This is a genomic window from Klebsiella pneumoniae subsp. pneumoniae HS11286, from assembly GCF_000240185.1.
GTDB lineage: Bacteria > Pseudomonadota > Gammaproteobacteria > Enterobacterales > Enterobacteriaceae > Klebsiella > Klebsiella pneumoniae.
The window spans coordinates 3,442,648-3,461,938 of record NC_016845.1 but is presented as its reverse complement, the minus strand read 5'-3'; the positions used below and the strand labels follow the sequence as shown (position 1 = coordinate 3,461,938).

Sequence of the window (19,291 nt, the reverse complement as noted above, 5' to 3'; positions counted from 1 at the left end):
ACAATGGTGAATTGAAAATGATAACTATTTCTAATAGTGGTGCTACCCGAAACGGGTTTATTTCAACCTGTTTCGGGTCGGTTTGCGCTTATTGGGCAGAATGGCGATAACGGTCGACGGCGAGAGCCGTCAGGCGTTTTTTGTCTATCTTGCCGACGGCGGTGAGCGGCCAGTGGTCCAGAAACTCGATTTGGTCAGGAATTTTCCACGCGCTGAGCCCCATACGGGTCAGTTGTTGACGCAACTGCTGATAGTCAGTTGGCACCTGCTGCGCGATGATAAACGCGCAAATCCGCTCGCCAAGCAGCGTGTCCGGCGCGGCGACCACCGCGCAATCTTGCACTTCCGCTAAACGCAGCAGTGCCGATTCCACTTCAGCCGCGGCTATTTTTTCTCCGGCGCGGTTGATCTGCTCTTTTATGCGTCCCTCAACATGCAGGTTTCCCACCTCATCCAGCCTGACATTGTCGCCTGTGCGGTAAAACCCTTGCGCGGTAAAGGCCTGCGCGTTGTGGGCAGGGGCGCGGTAATAGCCCGAAATGGTATAAGGGCCGCGCGTTAACAATTGCCCGGTTTCGCCCGGCGCGACGTCGTTCTCGTCTTGATCAACGATGCGGATTTCATCCAGAGGGGACAACGGGCGCCCCTGGCTGTGGAGAATGGTGGCATGCGGATCGTCCAGCCGGGTAAAACAGAGCAGGCCTTCCGCCATACCGAAAACCTGTTGCAGGGTACAGTCAAAGGTGGCGATAACCTGCTCAGCAAGCGTCGGGTCGAGCCGGGCGCCGCCTGCCTGAATGACGCGCAGCGACGAAAGGTCGCTGTCTTCCCACTCCCTGGCCTGCACCCATAATTGCGCCAGCGCCGGAACCAGGGCGACGTGAGTCACTCTTTCCTGCGCGATTAAAGGCATCACCTCATCACAGCTGGCGCTGTCGGTCAGCACCACTTTTCCGCCGCAGGCAAGCGTTCCCAGAATACCGGGGCAGGCCAGCGGAAAGTTATGCGCCACCGGGAGGACGGCGAGATACACGCTCTGTTGGCTGATGCCGCACAGTTCAGCAGAAGCGCTGAAGTTATAGCTATAGTCGGCATGTCGGCGCGGGATGAGTTTGGGCGTGCCGGTTGTGCCGCCTGAGAGCAACAACAACGCGGTGGCGGAAACATCAGGCTGCGGCCATGCCTGTCGCTCACCGTGAAGGGAGAAGAGCGGCGTAAAATCGTCGCTCACGGTCTCTCCAGCGACCAGAACATGACGCAAGCAGGCGTGTTTGTGCGCCATCTGTCGGGCCAGCTCTGCGTGGTTTTCCCCGTGAATAACGTAAGCGACGGGTTGCGCCAGCTCAATCAGCGCGTCGATATCCAGCGCCCGTTGCGAGGGCATCGCCAGCACGGGGATAACGCCCAGTCTTAACAAGGCGAACAGCAGGGTAACAAACGCGTTGTCGTTGGGAAGCTGCACAATTACATGCTCCCCCGAACGCAAACCCAGTGATGACAGACCTGCGGCAAGTTCGTCAACTTGTGCATCAAGCGCGCTGTAGGTTAACGACCCCTTTGCATCAACGACGGCAATTCGCGAGGCATAACGGGCCGCCCAGTGGCGCAACTGTTCGGCAATGGGTAAGGGATACTGTTCAATCAGAGATTCAAAGGAAGAATTCATGCGTCACCTTTCTGAAGTACTGGGCTGTTTTTGCAACGCGGTCATTGCAGAAAATGCGTGGGGAAAATGGCGGACAATCTGCGTAAAAAAGGACCGGGCTTGTTGAATGGGATAGAAATGATCGCCGTCAATCACCACCGGGCCTGTAACGGGGCTCAGCCACTGACGCCAGGCATCGACCTGCTGCCAGGAGGCTTCGCGATCGTGGCTGCCGCACAATAACAGCGCAGGCGTGCGCAGCGGCGGACAGACGTCGGGCGAGTCGTAGTGATAGCTCTCGGTGGCGTAAAAATCAGCGCGCAGAAGAGGAAGAAACAGCGACATTAATTCCTGGTTTTCCCGCAGTTCAGGAGAACATCCGCCAATGTCTATCAGCTCAGCGATAAAGTCGGCATCATCGCGATGGCTGAGCTGGCGTTCAGAATGCAGATGCGGGGCATGGCACCCGGAAATAATCAGTCCTTGTGGCGCAAGCCCCCGTTGCTCCAGAAGTCGGCAGGTTTCAAACGCCACCTGTGCCCCCATGCTGTGCCCGGCGAGTAAAAGCGGCGTGTCAGGCGATACGGATGCTTCCAGCTCGTTCGCCAGCAGTGCCGCCAGTTGTGTAATGCTTCTGAGCGGTTCCAGATGGCGAAGGCGATCGCGCCCCGGCCAGGTCACCAGAGAAAGCGCGCAATCAGCCAGTTGCTCAGCTTGCCAGTGGCGAAACGCGCTACTGCTGCCGCCAGCGAAAGGGCACATGACTAGATGCGCAGTATTACCGTTTCGGGCGGGCCACAGCGGGATGCACATTGCAGATTGCGTCACAGCGCCTCCTTATCATCATCGTTGTAGAAACCGGCTAACCGGTCGTGGTGTGGCGGCGTCAGGCGTCTGATCTCCGCATTGCCGGTCTTACGTAAAATCTGCTGCCATAAACGTGATAACGCGATCTGATGTACGCTTTGGCAGGCCGCTGGTGGATGTTCGCCCGCCAGATGGCTGCGCAACTGGTGTAGCAACCAGCTGACGCCCTCCGGCCCGACGGTTTCGCAGCAGTCGCGCCAGCTCAGGGGCGCCGCGCTGCGCGTCAGACCCGGCAGATCGCGCAGGATCTCCGGTCTGCGGTAGAGGCTGTGGGCGTTCTCCTGATGGTCTGCGACAAACAGGCTGGATGACCAGATGACGGGGCCGTAGCTCGCCTCCAGCGAAAGATGACCTTCCGGCCAGCCCAGCAGCAGGCGGTGCATGATAAGGCTATGCATATCTGGATCGTCAGGATCGAGATAGCGCTGAAGCAGCAGGCAGGCTTCTCCCTCCGGCCAGAAGAGTCTCAGACAGTGAAAATCGCTAAAGCTGCCAACCACGTCGCACTCCACGGCGGCGGCATCAACGCCCAGAGCCAGCAACAACAAATCCAGAGTGGAGTAGAGCAACTGTCGGCTGGTGGTGGCGTGGACTACCGGCGGCGTCTTAGCCAGGCAGCGACGCAGCTGCTGCGCATCGCGAAGCCATGTGCGTCCCGCGCGCGTATGCGGATAAAACGTGTTTACCCAATAGCAGCAGCCCTGTTCCTGCGCCAGCGTTTGTAAGGAACTGATGTCATCCGGGTGGAGGGGATGCTCCTGAATGACGTGTACGCCGCGCGTCAGAAAGTGTCTGGCAAGCTGCGTACCGGTTCCTCCGGCGACGGTCGAACGCACGACAATACAGGCGATATCCGGCATCCTGGTTATCTGTTCCGGCGAGGTATACAGCGGAATGCCAAACGCATGAGCCAGCTCTCTTGAACGGGCGCTTCCCTGCGCCAGCAGGCCGACCAGTTCCAGCCCCTCCGGGGGCTGCATAAAGGCATTCAGGTACATTTCGCCAAATTTGGCGCCCACAATCAGTACGCGTTGTTTTGGGGAGGCGGACGGCATCATAACGTGTTCTCCGGTTGCGTTGAGGTTGCGCAAAGCCAGCGCGTAATGTGTTGCGCACAAGCCTGAACGTGGGGGGCTTCCATCATGATTTGCCAGTGGCTGGCTTCAATCACAGCGTCGTCGGCGTTGTTTATCCAGCCCTGCCACTCGGTTTCTGCTGGCGTCCAGCGCGCGGGTCTCCCGGCGGCATACACCATGAGACAGGGGACCGGAACGCTTTCGCCCGGCGTATGCTCAGTCAGTAAACGCAGCAGATGCGCGATGTTGTCGAGCCACGTTTCTGCCGCTTGCAGCGTCAGGTTTTGCGGCACCATACCGGCCGTTTTAGCGAGGCTGATAAAGTCGGCAAGCTGGCTGTCGGGCGTCTGCTGGTCGAAATGTTCGGGCAGTGCCAGAGGCGTTTGTCCTTCGGCTAACAGGCGCAGCAGGGCCGCCCGGTTTTCGCAACAGAAATCCTGTCGGCACACGGGATCGATTAACACCATCCGAACCTGCTCGCCTTTGGCGTACAGGCGCTTTGCGGCGCCCGCCGCAAGAAACGCGCCATACGACCAACCCGCCAGCACATAAGGGCCGTGAGGCTGCTGACGACGGATGCACCCGACATACTCATCGATCATCTGGTCGAGCGTGGCAAAGCGCTGCGGCGATTTTGCTTGCAGGCCGAAAACGCGCCTGTTCAACGCGCTAGCGAGCGGCAGCCAGGCGCTGATATCGCCGTCTGAAGCGTGGAAGACAAACAGGGTTTCCTCACCGTCGCCCTGGCAAAGGGGTATCGGGTTGTCCTCTCCTGACGTAGCCGCCTGTAGATGGGCGCAGAAGTCGCTCAGCGTCGAATGGCTGAACAGATCCTGAAGGTTAGCCCTGGCAATCCCTCTCCGGTTTAGCTGCGCGACCATCCTTGTCGCCATCAGGCTGTCGCCGCCCAGTTCGAAAAAGTCGTGATGCCTTGCCACGGGGCGAGACAGCAGCGATTGCCAGAGTTCAGCCACCTGTTTTTCCAGCGCCGGATTCCCCCCGGCAACTGGCGTGGGTTTGGCTGGCTCAGTCGGCGCATCAGACGGGGCATGCAGCGGCGTAAATAACGCTTCTCTTTGCCGGATCTGTAAAATGGGCAGACCGGTGCCAAAGCGCTGCTGTAAATAGCGGCTCACGGCTTTTTTATCCGGGCGATTTACGCCAGGCGAACGCGCCACCAGCAGATGCTGGCGCAGCGGCGACGATTCCTGCGCGGGCCACGCCAGCTCGTTTGCAAACCCGGCCTGAACGAGAACCTCCTGCCATGCGGAGCGGGTGAGCATCGGTTTCTCATCCCGGCGGCGGAAATCGCGGTATCCGCTTAATCCCTCAATAAAGCCCACGCTCGCCAGCTGGAATACGCTGTTTCGCTCCGTCGCTTCAACGATCATCAAAAGTCCGCCGGCTTTCAGCAACAGTTTTAATCTGCGCAACGTCTGGACGACATGGCTGGCGTCGTGGAGCACATTGACGGCAACGATCAGGTCGTAACCCGCCTCCGGGTGGGCGGTGAAATCCAGCGGCTGGTTGATGTCGAACAAGGCATAAGACACCTGCGATTCATCATGGAAACGGGCTCTGGCGTCATTGAGGAACTGCGCGGAGACGTCCGTGAAGTGGTACGACTGCCGCGTGTTCCGCGTGGCCTTCAGCACCGGCGCGGTAGTGGCTGCGGTTCCGGCGCCAACCTCCAGAATCCGTTCTGCGCTGCACAAGGCGGCAATCTGCGCGGTATAGCGATTCAGACAGGCGCTGGCGGGGTTGTCGCGATACAGCGCGTCGGTAACGCGATGCTGCTCGTTGAACAGCAATTCCAGCGGAGAACACTGCCCGGAGAAGAGGGCGTCGTGCCGGGCGATGCAGGTTTCCAGATACTGCGCCAGCGCCTGGCTCCATTGGCTTTGCGGGCACGCTTCCTGAGGCTCAGGAATCTCGCAGAGCGGAATGCGGCAGCGCCAGCTTTCACCTTCGCGGATTAACCACTCTCTTTCCGTCAGACACTGTAGCCACTGGCGCAGCAGACGCTGGTGAGACGCTTGCGCGGACAGCGCCTGTACTATTGCGCTAAAGCGATGGGCGATCTCCGGCGTGGTAAACAGGCCGTGACGATTTAGCGTAGCCGCGATCCCCTGTAGCGCACGCGCCTCCAGCCAGCGCCAGGTCGCCTCCAGCTCATCAAGCTGCGCCTGCTCAGGCAACGGCAGCGCCAGTTGGGTAAGTTCGTGCTCATCAGGCATCGCCGCTGATGGCGACGGATCGTCGGCCATCACGATATCCAGCGTCAACGCGCCCTGTTCGGTTATTTCCGCTCTGGCCTGCCGGATGCCGGGGTATTCGAGCGTCGCCTGCTCAATATCCCGCAGGTCGTAGTCCGCCTGCGCGTTCAGCGGCCAGCGTCGGCGGGGAATGTGCCCGGCGATGCCGCTGGCGAGAGTCTTCAGGCTTTCAGGGGCGGCGATGACGGCTTGCAGGATGGCGCAATAGTCATTAAACATCGCCTCGGCAGCGCCGGGTTCCAGCACGTTGTCCATGCAGTACCAGCTAAACATCAACTCGCCGTCGCTCTCCATGACCTGATGATCCAGCCAGACCTGCGGCGTTTGCGTGAATACATAGCAGGGTTCGCCGAACAGATGGCTCATCGCCTGATCGATAGTCATGCCTTCCAGCGTCATCCCCAGCATACTGGTAAACACTACCGGCATCAGCGGTTGACGTTGTGATCCGCGCAGGCGGCCCAGCTCACGGATCACCTCAACACCGTTCATTTCACTGTGCGCCATGTTTTGCCAGAGGCGCTGTTGGGTCTGTTGCATCTGCTCTTGCAACGTCACCGGCGCTGAGAAGTTAAAATCAACCAGCGTGACGGAGGTAAAATCACCAATCAACTGGTTGATTTGCGGATGGATCGGCTGGCGATTGAAGAACGTCAGGTTCAGCGTAAATGTTGTGGTACGGCTCCAGCGCTCAAGGGTGGCGGCAAACAGCGTGAGCAGCGCGGCAGACGGTGTGACGCCTTGCTGCTGCCAGCGCTGTTTCACGGCCTGCCATTCTGTCTTGCCGATCGTCGATTTGAAGGTGGTGAAGTGTGGCGTTTCCGGGGGCGTCTCAACCACCGGCAGCTCTGGCGCTAAGGGCAGTTGCGGCAGTTTTTCCTGCCAGTAATCCCAGGCATCGTGCCATGCCGATGTCTGTCGGCGCGCCTGTTCAGCCATCACATAATCACGGAAGGTAATAGCGAGCGGCGCCAGCGTTTCACCGCGCCAGACCTGCGCCAGGTCGTCCATCATGACTTTAAAACTCTGCACATCAAACTGCAAAAGGTCGAGGTTCATATGCAGACGGTAATGGCAATCGTCGATTTCGCTGACCACCAGCTCAAAAAGAGGCCACTGGTCGGCAGGCAAAACGCGATAGCTCAGTTCATGCCGCCGTTTTTCCAGCGCGATGCGCTGTTCTTCCGGGGAAAGCGCGCGCAGATCGTCACGCGGGATGTGATACTCCGGCGTTGTCGCCAGGATTCGCTGCTGCCCGTCGGCATCAACCACCATACGCAACATATCGTGGCGTGCGATGAGCTGGTTCCATGCTTTCTCCAGTATGGCGAGATTGAACTCATCGTGGCGTTTATCCCACTCAAACAGGACGTGACAGGCGACGCCGCCATAGCCAATGAGGTGGGTTCGCCCCAGCCAGTAGGCGTGCTGAATGGGCGTCAAAGGGAAGGGCGCATAACGCTCGTCGGCGTCGTGCCGCAACACTTCCGGCTGCGAAGCGGCAGGCGTCGCCTCTGGCTTAGAACAGATAAGCTGCGTGAGTCCATGAGGAGACAGATCCTGCCACGCCCGTTCCGCATTGATGCGTACGCCCAGGTAGTGCTGAATATCGCTACTGAGTTCAAGGAAGAGCAGCGAGTCCATGCCGAGTTGCAACAGATCCTGGTTTGGATGCAGTGACGCCGGATCGCTCAGCCTTAGCTGAACCGCAATCCGCTTTTTCAGCCATGCCATCACCGCTGTTTCATCGCTCAGGCTGCCGTTAAAGGCGTTGTCATCAGCAGGAGGAATGACCGGCGTTGCGGCTTTTTCTGTGGCGCTGATGTTAAACAGAGCCTGTTGTAACGGGGGCATTTTGTCGGTAAAAACGCGCATCGCCAGTCGCCACGGGGCGCCGCGCATCACCGCCTGTTCCAGGTGCCAGCAGCCTTCGGCATCGCTTAACGCGCCCATACCTCGGCTGGCGAGCGTCGCCAGCATTTCCGGCGTGGCCGCCCGACCGCTTTCTCCCCATGCGCCCCAGGCGACAGAGAGCGTTTTCGGCGCATCAAGGGTGGAAAACTGCTGGGCCAGCCCGTCCAGGTAGCCGCAGGCCAGCGCATGGGCGCTCTGACCCGGCGCGCCGAGGGTGGCGGCAGCGGAAGAGTAGAGAATAAGATAGCGTCCGTCGTGGTTGCGCAGGGTTTGCAACAGCTGGCTTGCCGCCTGCGCTTTTACCGCGAAAACGGCAGCCAACTGGTGGTCATCAAGCTCCTGCAAGGGCGCGTCAGCCAATACGCCAGCGGCATGAATCGCTCCGGCAATGCCGCCGTTGGCCGCCAGATCGTCAAGAACCGTGGCCAGTTGCCCGGCATCGCCCACATCACAACGGCAGACGCGCGTCTGCCCGCCCTCCACGTCGCGTAGCCATGACTCATCCACGCGCGGCGCCAGCAGGGCGATGCGTCGCGCCCCTTTTTCTCTGAGCCAGTTCACGGCAAGGCGGCCTAATCCGCCAAACGCTCCGGTCACCAGATGCCAGCGGCTATCGCCGGTAAACACGTTTGCCGGTAATTCAGCGGCGCATCCCGTATTGGGCGCCAGTGAAGGGAGCCAAAGGGTGTCACCCCGTGCGGCGAGCCAGCGCTGTGATAGTGAGACTGCGCTCAACCCTTGATGCAGCGTTTCCCACGGGGTGTTTTCGGCGAGATCGATGGCGGCAAGCAACCGTTCCGGCTGTTCGTTGGCCGCGACGCGAAGCAAGGCCCATAGCGCGTGATGGGATGCAGAGAGTGCTTCATTTTCCTCGACTCGCCACGCGCGGCGAGTAACCACAATCAATCCGGCTGCGCTGGCGGTGAGCGCTGCTATCACTTTCTCCGCTAAGGCCAGCGTATCCTCGCTCTCCTCAACAATCATCAGTCGCGAAGAGGCGTGCGGATCGTGAATGATGCCGTATTGCGCCAGCTCGTCGCTGCGCGCAAGCGTACCGGCGCTGAAGCTAAAGGTAAGCGGATGGTCAATGCTGGCGACGTTGAGGGGCGTCCAGCGCCATTGATAATGCGTCTGCGGCGCAGGAAGAGGCGCGGCGGGCGATAGCGGCAGCCACTCGCCAGCAGGATGACGGGCTTCAACGCGCATCTGACCGCGGGAAAAGGCTTCGTTTTGCCAGCTTAAGCGAACCTTCCCCAGCCACTCCGGGGCGGCGACGGGGGGCGGTTCCACAGGTAGAGCGTCGCCATGACGCTGTGAAAGCAGACGCCAGGCCTCCTGCCAGCGGGCGTTAAACCGTTCGGGCTGACCTGCGCAATCAGACCAGTCGGCGAGATAATCACCGTTATCCGTCAGCGCCTGCCCCAACACGGGTTCTGATGGCGCGGTGAATGTTACGGCGCTAACCGCCTGACCGGGCAGCGTGGCGAGAATGATATGTTCGCTCATCCCGGCGGTCGGGCTGCCATCCTGCGGTAGCCACGCCACTTTGCTGAATCCGGCGTGGCGGCACTGTTGTTGCCACTGAGCGGTGGTGAGGAATAACTCACCTTCGCGGGCGTCGAGATCCTGTAGCGGAAGAACCAGCGGGCCGAAAACGAAGTCAAACAGACGCATTGGCTGGGTGATTTCGCGCATCAGCAGGCGCCCGCCCGGCTTGAGCAGGGGGCGCAGATTATCGAGCGTGCGGCCAATATGGCGGGTGGCGTGAATCACGTTCGCTGCCACGATAAGATCGTAAGACTGTGCCTGGAAACCCTGAGACTGCGCCTCTTTTTCGAGATCCAGCTCGCTATACTTCACAAAATCATAGTCGGCGAATTTCTGCTGGGCGCGACGGGTGAACAGCGCCGAGATATCGGTGAAATGGTACTCCAGTGCCGGAACGCCGTTGAGTTCCGGCAGCAGCCACGCGGTGGTGCCGCCGGTTCCGCCGCCAACTTCAAGAATACGCAACGGCTGGCGGGGCTGACGCGTCTGGACAATGCCGCGTAATACCCCGGCGGCGATTTGGTTGAAATAGCGGCCAAAGCTGAATTCCTGATACAGCACTTCCACGCCGTCGGAGGCGCTTTGCGGGAAGATAATCGCCACCGGTTCTTCCGCGCCGCTCATCATTTCATATAACCGATCGCCGGCACGGGCGATGGTGTCGGGAATAGCCTGAAAACCTTCACAATAACCGGCAAGTTCCGTCAGCAGTGATTCCCGCTGTTGATGTTCAATGGGGCGGGCGCGGACGTATCGCCCGTCGGTGCAGCGGTAATCGCCGTCGACCACGCAGTTATTCAGCAGGCGCTGGAGTAGCTGCTGGTAGCGGGGCAGCAGACGTCCACGGCGCATGATGGTCATGGCGTCCACGCCGTTCTCAATGGCATCGCCGGTACAGCGTTGTACCAGTTGATCGACGTAGATGGCGTGCAGTCGCGTGGCGCACTGTTTAAGCGCTTCCAGGCGAGGGAGATCGAGCGCTGTCGCGGCGCGACTCGCCACCTCCAGCCCGGCAGACAGCGCTGCGTCGGCAGGCTCGCAGGCCGGGGAGACGCGCTCTTTCCAGTAACGCTCAGTATCAAACGGATAACATGGCGCAGCGATACGTTGTCCATCGCCCGCCAGCAGGTCGGCCCACGGTAGGGCGACGCCGGCAGCGTAAAGCTGGAGCAGGGCCTGATTGAGGACATCGCTCGCCTCTTTGTTACGCCGGGCGCTGGCTATCCAGTATGCGTTATCGCGGTATTCGCGCTGCCCGCAAGCAACCAACTGGGCATCGGGCCCCATCTCCAGAAAAACGCGGGCGCCGAGCTGATGCGCCACCTGAATACTCTGGATAAAACGCACCGGCTGGCGCATGTGTCGGCGCCAGTAATCCGCCTGGTTGAGCGTTGACTCATCAATGACGTCGGCGGTGAGCGTGGAAATAATCGGTATTTGCCCCGGCTCCGCGTGCAGTCCCGCGCAGGCTTCCTGGAACCGATCGAGTATCGGCTCCAGTAAAGCGGAGTGCGCCGCACCGGTTACGCTCAGGCGACGATAGTTAATGTCATGCTGCGAGAGCGTGGCGCAAAATACCGCGAGACGGGCTTCCGGCCCGGAAAATACCGTATGTTGCGTACCGTTGTTGGCGGCGAGATCCAGCTCAAACTGGCGAGCCAGCGGCATCAGCGTGTCTTCGTCTGCAAATACCGCCACCATCGCGCCGCTTGCGCACTGCTGCATTAGCGCGCCGCGCCGACAAACCAGTGGCATGACCTGTTCAATCGTATAGTGTCCGCAGACAACGGCAGCGGCAAATTCACCGACGGAATGCCCAATGGCGAAGTCTGGCTTCAGTCCTTCAGCACGCCAGTGCGCCGCCATCGCGATTTCAAACGCGACAATCGCCGGCTGCGCCCAGGCCATATTGTCCAGCTGCGCCGAATCGGGGTTAAACATCGCTTCGCGCAGTGACGGCGTGAGCATTTCGCTACAGGCGGAAAAACAGCGATCCAGCGTGTCGGCAAACGCCGTTGAGTGCTGGTACATCGTTTGACCCATAGTGCGCCAGTGCGAGCCCTGGCCGGTAAACAGCCACACCTGCTTGCCGCTGGCGCCGTGGCCGCTGTAAACCAGCGCCCCCGATTTCTCACCGGCCCAGGCGCTGAGCGCCTCGGCGGTTTCACGGTTTAATGGCGCCGCCAGGCGGAAGGGGAGATCGAGACGGCGCGCGTGCAGGGCTGTGAAGGCCAGAGAGCTGGCATCCGCATCCTCTCTCAGCGCCCCGGCATAATCCGTCGCCAGCCGCCGCAACGCGCTGTCGCTGGCGGCGCTGAGCAGCAGCGCGATACTTTTTCTGCCGCTATCCGTATCGGGGAGGCGCGCGTTGAGCGCGTCGGGCAGCGAGGCGACGATCATATGGCAGTTGGTGCCGCCAATACCAAAGGAGGAGACGCCCGCATAGCGCATTTCGTCCTGCCATGCCTGTGCCGACACCGGTATGGTAAAGGGGCTCTCTTCAAGTTTCAGCGCCGGGTTGGGGGTGTGAAAATTCAGTAAGGGAGGAATTTGCCCGCGACTGACTGCCAGAACGGTTTTCAGCAGTCCGGCAATGCCCGCCGCGGTATCCAGATGGCCCATGTTACTTTTCACGGAACCGAGCGCACAGCGCTGATCCTGCGGGCGAGGCGCATAGACGTTGCGTAACGCTTCAATTTCAATCGCGTCGCCCAGCGGTGTGCCGGTGCCGTGGGTTTCAATGTAACCTACCTGCCTGTCGTCGATGGCCGCCAGCATTAACGCCTCTTCGATGACTGCCTGTTGCCCTGCGACGGAAGGGGCGGTATAGCCGACCTTTCTGTTGCCGTCGTTGTTGACCGCGCTGGAGAGGATCACCGAGATAATCGGATCGCCTGACAGCAGCGCGTCTCTCAGGCGACGCAGCACCACGCAGCCGAGACCGTTACCGGCCCAGGTGCCCTCAGCCGAGGCGTCAAAGGGACGACAGTGACCATCAGGAGAGAAAATCATTCCGGGCTGGTAGCGGTAGCCTGCCTGCTGGGGGAAAGAGAGCGCCACGCCGCCGGCAACCGCCATATCGGATTCGCCTGCGCGCAGGCTTTCACAGGCCAGATGCACTGCAACCAGCGAGCTGGAGCAGGCGGTCTGTACCGATAACGCCGGGCCGTGCAGGTTGAGTTTGTACGCGGCGCGGGTGGCAATATAGTCTTTATCATTGCCCATCAGAGATTGCAGACCTTTTACCTGCGCGACTTCTGTCACGTTCAATGCTTCGCGACCGGGGTAGGTACTCATCCGGGAAGAGGCGAAAACGCCGGTCTTATGGGGGACGGCGCCGGGGGCATAACCGGCATGTTCCAGCGCATGCCAGACCGCCTGCAAAAATAGGCGCTGCTGCGGGTCCATCGACTCCGCTTCCTGTCGCGAATAGCCAAACAGGGTGGCGTCGAAGCAGTCGGCGTTGTCTAACACCGTACCGATATTGACATAATGAGGATCGTCAATGATGGCGGCATCCAGACCGACGGCCAGAAGCTCTTCGCGCGTAAAGCGTCGGCTGCATTCACGACCTTCCAGCAGATTTTGCCAGAACGTTTCGCCATCCGGCGATTCAGGAAAATGGCAGGCGTAGCCGATAACCGCGACAGGTTCGCAGTCCGGGTAGTGTTGAGCGATCGATGCATCAATGGAATCTGCTGTCGGCGCAGAAGAGAAGCGCAAGTTATCCATAATCGGTCCCGTTTCCTAAGATTCACAAAGTCAATGGAACGCCATGCGTTCGCGATGGCGTTCCGGGGAAAATCAGTTTGCTTCGCGCTATATCCGCCGCTGACGACGGCGAACAGGGCGAGGTCGTTTTGTTTTCTCCACCGTGGCGACGCCGGCCAGATAATCGGCCAGGGCAGCAGGAGAAGGGTGGGTGAAGAGGTCAAGCAACGTCAGGGTGGAAAATTCGTGACGTTGTAACAAAACGTGCAGTTGCACCAGATTCAGCGACGTTGCGCCCGCCTCAAAGAAGTTTTCTGCGGGCGTGACAGACTCGCCAACCACCTCGCGGAAGGCGTCGCAAATCAGGCTGACGGTGCTCTCGTCCGCCGCAATGTGTGGCTGAGAGTGCTCAGGGCATACGCGCGGTGAGCGCTCTGCGCATTGCCCTGCGTGTTTAACGGGAGGCACCAGCGCGGCGAGCGGCAGTTGCCAGCCGCTTTCATCCTCGGCCATTCGGTTTAGCAATGCGCAATACTGTTCAAACTGGCGCTCCACCTGCCCGGCAGGAAACAGCGCGGCGACAAAATCCCAGTTAAAGCGCAGTTCGCCTTCGGATTCATAAATCTGGTGATCGAGCCAGACCTGCGGCGTCTGGGAGATGCCCCAGACCGGTTTGAGCAGATTACGCCGGGCGAGGAAGTTATCCTGCTCAAAGCCCAGCGCGCTGGTAAAGACGACGGGCATCGGAACGGCAGGCACGTTTTGCCGTTGCGCCAGTTGACGCATCACGCGGATGGCTGACACATCGCGGTGGTTGAGGTTCTGGCTCAGCCGCTGCTGTAGTGACTGCGCGCTGTGCAGCCAGCTTTCGCCGGGATGCCAGCTCAGCAGCATCAGCGAGGTGAAATCGCCCAGAATCTGGTTGATTTGCGGGTGCAGCGGTCGCCTGTCGAAAAGCGTAAGGTTAAGCGTGAACTCAGGCTGTGCACTCCATGCAGAGAGAACCGTTGACCACACCGACAACAGTACGGCCGACGGAGTGAGATGGGCGTCAGCCGCCCGTTTTTTCAGCCGATGCCAGCGCGTGCTGTCCAGCGCGCCGTTCAGGCGGGCGAAGCGCGGTGTTTCAACCTCCTGAGGCAAGCAGCGCAGCGGCAACGCAGGCGCCGGAGGAATATCATCAAGCTGCGCCTGCCACCATGCCAGAGAATCTGGATTGGGCGACTGTAGCGAGGGTTGTTGCAGATAATCCCTGAAGGTGACGGGCAGCGGCGGAAGCAGCTGTTGCGGGTAGCGGTAGCCGTGCTCCAGCTCCGCCAGCAGGATCTGCATGCTCAGACCGTCAAGCAACAGGTTATCCAGACACAGCCACAGGCGGGCAGGCATCCCGTCCACGTATCCGACCTGGAGATCGAATACCGGCCACACTTCGGGGTTGAGTACCTGATGCGCCAGTTTTTCGCGCACCCGCAACGCCTCTTCAGGCGTATGGAGGGTGTGTGTGGGTATCACCCAGGGGGGCGTCTGTTCGAGCACCTGTTGCTGTCCATCACGCACGATGGCGCGCAGCATATCGTGGCGGGCGATTAATCGGTTCCAGACCGTCTCCAGCCGGGTGAGGTCCAGATCGGCAATTTCAAATTCAACAAAGAAATGTGAGCCGACGCCGCCCAGGGCAAAGCCCGGCTGACGCCCCACCAGGTAAGCCTGCTGCACGTCGGTAAGCGCAAAGGGCTGGTAGCGTTCTTCAGGGGAGTGGACGAATGGTTGTTCGACCGGGACGTCGGTTTTCCGCAGCGTGGCGGCAAAATCCGCCAGCCGGGGATGATTAAACAGGTCGCTTAATTGCGCTTCATAACCTGCCTGATGAAGTTGCCCGGTCAGACGGGTCGCCAGCAGGCTATCGCCGCCTTGCTGGAAGAAGTCGGTTTCTCTGGTGACATTGCCAGTTGATAAGAGTTGCTGCCAGAGGGCGGCAACCTGTTTTTCAATGTCGCCCTGGGGTAAATCCGCTTCGGCCGGGTTTTCCGCTTCAGGGGTATGACGACGCTTCAGCGCCTGGTAGTCAATTTTCCCGTTAGCCGTCAGCGGTAAGGCGTCGAGGAAGACGATCCGTTGCGGCACCATCCACCCCGGCAGACGTCCGGCGAGGGCGGCCTGAAGTTGACGGGGATCGCGGCGCACCTGCCTGTCAGGACATTGTACGAGGAAGCGTTGTAACCCCGCGACCTCATCGCCATGCTGACAGTTGAAGGCGGCCGCGCTAAATAATGCCGCCCAGTCGGCGCTGTTATGCAGCAAGGCCTCCGGCTGCCCATTGGTTAACAGGAGCGTGCTGAGCAGGGCGGACGGCGTTAACTGGCGAAACTCCATCACGTAGAGCAGCGCGCCGGGAACGGCAAGATGTTGTAATGTCGCAAGGAGCCCGGGATCTTCCGGCAGCAGACGATGCAGGGCGTTATTAAGCCAGATAATGTCCGCCGAGTGAGCGTGCGCCGCCAGCGTGTCTGCATTCCAGAGGGACAGACGGGCGCCAGGCCAGGGGGCGAGCCTCTGCCGGGCGCTCAGCAGCATCTCCTGGCTCTGCTCAAGCCCGACATACTCAATCTGTCCGGCGTTGAGCTGTGCTAACAGCGATTCTGCGGCGCGGCCAGTGCGGGTTCCCACATCAAGCAGGCGTACCGGGCGCTGTAAGCGCTGTGCAAGCTGTTGGCAAATTGTCGCCAGTTCCTGAATATACGGGGCGCTGGCCGGATGGTTAAAGGCCAGGCTTTCCGGCGACCACTGCGCGTCGTTCAGTAACGACAGTTCGTTACGGGCACCGCGAAGAATTTGCGATAACGTTAAATCATGTCCGCTGAAGTGCGGGTGCTCATCCTCGTGTTCTTCACCAGCGCAGACCTGATAACCTTCAGCAGCGGGCTTCAGTCGCCGTTGTGTCACCAGAAATGCTAACCAGAGTTCCACCACGGCCTGCCAGCGCGGCTGGATAGCGAGTGAGTTCATCAGGGGGAGAGGATCGGCGCCAGCGGTGTGACCCGGCTTCAGTTTTAGCAGGCGATGCTGAAGGAAATCGGCTACCTGTTCTGCGGAGATCTCTGGCGAGATGGCGCAACAGGGCAACGTTCCCGCAAGCGTGTGCCACGCCTGCGGCAGTGCCGGGTTCCGATGATCGGTAACGCAAAAAGCCTCGCCCTGAGGAACAACGTATGCCGCCAGCGTTTTTTCTTTTTCGCCGATCGCCAGAACGGTTGCTTGTTTCACCCCCGCCAGCTGGCTGAGCGCGCTTTCGATTTCGCCCAGCTCGATGCGATATCCTCCGACTTTGACCTGCTTGTCGCGACGACCGAGGAACTCGATTGTGCCATCTGGCCAGTAGCAGCCGAGATCGCCGGTGCGATACCAGCGCTCGTCCGGGAGCGTCAAAAATTGCTGCTCGCTACGCAGGGGATCGTTGAAATAGCCTTCCGCGACCCCAATGCCGCCAATCCATAATTCACCCGGCACCCAGTCAGGGCAGTCCCGGCCCTGTTCATCCACCACCCGGTAGCGTTGGTTGGTTAGCGGAAAACCGTAAGGGATGGAGCGCCAGTGGGCGGGGACGTCGTGAATTTCGCAGGCGTTAGACCAGATAGACGCCTCGGTGGCGCCGCCCATCGCGATAAATTGTCCTTGTGGCCGGAAGGCCCGATAACGGGCGGGGAGGTCAAGCCCGATCCAGTCGCCGGAAAGCATCACTGCGCGCAGGTTTTCCGGCGTGGCGTCGGCGAAACCTTCACACCAGGTCAGCAGCATATCGAACAGCGCCGGGACGCTGTTCCAGAGCGTGACCTGATGGCGCTGGATCAGCTCACACCATGCGTGAGGATCGCGCCGTTGATTTTCCATCACCATCACCAGCGCGCCGCCCGCGCGCAGTACGCCAAAAATGTCGTAAACCGATAAATCAAAATGTAGGGCGGAGAGGGCCAGCACCCTGTCATGCGGGCCAACCTGATAGCGGGTATTGATATCGCAACAGGTGTTAAGCGCTCCCCGGTGAGAAATGACTACCCCTTTCGGCGTACCGGTAGAGCCGGAGGTGTAGATAATGTAGGCCGGTTGCGTGGGGGCGCGTACTACCGGGTTGGCGATCGGCTCCGCCTCAATGGCCTGCTGCCAGGCAAGGACGGGAATATCGTCTGACCCGGCGCTGGTGTCGTGCTGACAAATGAGCACCAGCCGGACGCTGGCGTCAGCGTAGATTTTCTCGCGCCGTGCGGCAGGCTGATCCAGCGAAACCGGAACGTAAACCGCCCCGGCCAGCAGGACGGCCAGAACCGCAACAAGTTGTCCTGCGCCTTTCGACATCGTGATAGCCACATTATCGCCGGGCTGAACCCCGCACTCGATTAACCTGCCCGCGCAACGGCGGGCATAGTCTGTCAGCTCATGATAATTCCACTGATAACGCATGTCCGTTACCGCCAGCGCCTGCGGCTGTTGCAGAGCGATACGGAAAATGCCTTCATGCAGCAAGCCTTCGGGAATGGGGGCGCCGGTGGCGTTGACCCGTTCGCGTATCGCGCGCTGGCTGGCGGGCATCATATCTGCGAACGGCTTTTGCCAGGCGCTTTCGTCATCGCAGAGTTGGTTAATCAACTGGCAGTAGGCGTCGAACAATGTTTCGACTAACGCCGGAGGGAACAGCGCGTCGTTGCTGTCCCATTGTAGCCAGACCTCGCCGTGATGCTCGAACGCCAGATGATCTATCCAGACCTGCGGCGTTTGCGAGATGCCCCATTCCGGCTCGCCCAACGGCGATTCTGCGCGGCTGCTGTAGAGGGAACGCCCCAGATTGCTGGTAAATACCACCGGGGCGCCGTGGGGGTAGCGCTGCTGGCGTTTGAGTTCACGGAGTAATTCGACGCCGGACCAGTGGCGATGCTCCCAGTCCTCCGTAAACGTGAGCTGGTTTTTACGCGCCAGGTTGCTGACGGTATCGCCATCGCAGGCGGTATCCAGCAGAAGAATATTGGTGAAGTCGGCAAGCATCGCGCCAACCGCCGGGTGCAGCGGCTGGCGGTCGAATAAGGTGATGTTAAGCAGCAGACGCGTCAGGCCGCCCCAGCGAGCCAGCACGGCAGAAAAACAGGTCGCCAGCGCCATTGTCGGCGTCACGCCATACTCGCCGGCCCGGTTGCTAAAGGCGTGCCAGCGTGTTGCCGGGACAATCATGCGGCGTCGGGTATTACGGACTTCACGTAGCGTGGCGGGTTCGCAGGCCAGCGGCAAGACGGGCGCGGGGGGAAGCGTCGATGCTTTCGCCAGCCAGTAAGCGCGCGCGTCGTCTCTCAGTGTTTGATTGATCTTCTGCTGGTGCAGCAAATACGAGCGGAAATCATAGCGGGTGTCGATAGCCGGCAGCGATTCTCCGGCCAGCAGGGCGTTAAGCTCATCGAAGAAAAGCGTAAAGCTGGAGGCATCCATAATCAGCAGGTCAATATTGACATGGAGGCGGTGGCGATTGTCCGGCAAGAGCGTCAGCTGAAAATCAAACGTTTCGCCGATTTCCACGCGTAAAAGACGGTGGCTCAGGCGCTGGCGCAGTGCGTCCAGATAGGCCTGGCGGCTTTCAGCGTCGTTATGGCTTAAATCATGAACGGTGACGCCGTTCCAGTAAGGTTGCGGTAGCCAGACCTGCTGCCCGTCGGGGCGAAAGGCGATATGCAGCATTGGGTGGCGTTGCAGCAAGGTCGTGATGGCCTGCTCCAACTGCGACGCCGTCAGACAATGGCCTTCAAACTCCTGATACAGGTGGCAACCCACGCCGCCAAGCGTCTGCCCCGGCATGCGGCCCGTCAGGTAGGCGTGCTGTACTGGCGTCAATGGGAAGGGGGTACTTTCGGTCATGTTCGGCCAGGATGATTCGTCGGGCGGCGTTTCTTCTTCCGCGTTCTCAGGCGACCGGCTGAGCATTAACTGGTTCCATGCCGCCAGCGTGGGGGCGGCATACAGCTCGCGAAGGGTAAGGCGGTAGCCATTTTTACGAAACCAGTGTAACCATCTCATCAATCTTATGGAATCCAGGCCGGCCTGGATCAGGTTGCTCTCTTCATGTAACTGCTGCGGCGTTAAATTCAGTTCCTGTATGAGCCGCTCGCGTAATTGTTGGTAATCAGCCGCGTGGCGGTTGTCCGGTAACAGCGAATCCTGAGATGGTGCGCCAGAAATCATTCTTCCTCCTGATGGCACGTCTTACCGAAAAGCATTGC

5 protein-coding genes are annotated in these 19,291 nt (G+C 60.1%); all 5 read right to left on the bottom strand.

Features of this window, described 5'->3' with window-relative positions:
- Positions 1 to 88: 88 nt before the first annotated feature.
- Positions 89 to 1,666 (bottom strand): yersiniabactin siderophore biosynthetic protein, encoded by a 1,578-nt coding sequence (locus KPHS_34700; RefSeq protein YP_005227770.1) that lies wholly within the window; start codon positions 1,664 to 1,666, stop codon positions 89 to 91.
- A 3-nt stretch (positions 1,667 to 1,669) separates the two neighbouring features.
- Positions 1,670 to 2,407: a putative thioesterase YbtT gene (locus KPHS_34690; RefSeq protein ID YP_005227769.1), complete on the bottom strand. Its 738-nt coding sequence runs from the start codon at positions 2,405 to 2,407 to the stop codon at positions 1,670 to 1,672.
- A 62-nt stretch (positions 2,408 to 2,469) separates the two neighbouring features.
- A complete protein-coding gene (locus KPHS_34680) occupies positions 2,470 to 3,570 on the bottom strand; it encodes an irp3 protein, yersiniabactin siderophore biosynthetic protein (RefSeq protein YP_005227768.1) in 1,101 nt (366 codons plus the stop codon).
- On the bottom strand, positions 3,567 to 13,058 hold the full coding sequence (locus tag KPHS_34670; protein ID YP_005227767.1) for a High-molecular-weight nonribosomal peptide/polyketide synthetase 1 (HMWP1): 9,492 nt from the start codon (positions 13,056 to 13,058) through the stop codon (positions 3,567 to 3,569). The genes KPHS_34680 and KPHS_34670 overlap by 4 nt, the downstream gene beginning before the upstream one ends.
- A gap of 87 nt (positions 13,059 to 13,145) precedes the next feature.
- Positions 13,146 to 19,253 carry a High-molecular-weight nonribosomal peptide/polyketide synthetase 2 (HMWP2) gene (locus tag KPHS_34660; protein ID YP_005227766.1) on the bottom strand — a complete coding sequence of 2,036 codons (6,108 nt, stop codon included), beginning with the start codon at positions 19,251 to 19,253 and terminating at the stop codon, positions 13,146 to 13,148.
- Positions 19,254 to 19,291 lie beyond the last annotated feature (38 nt).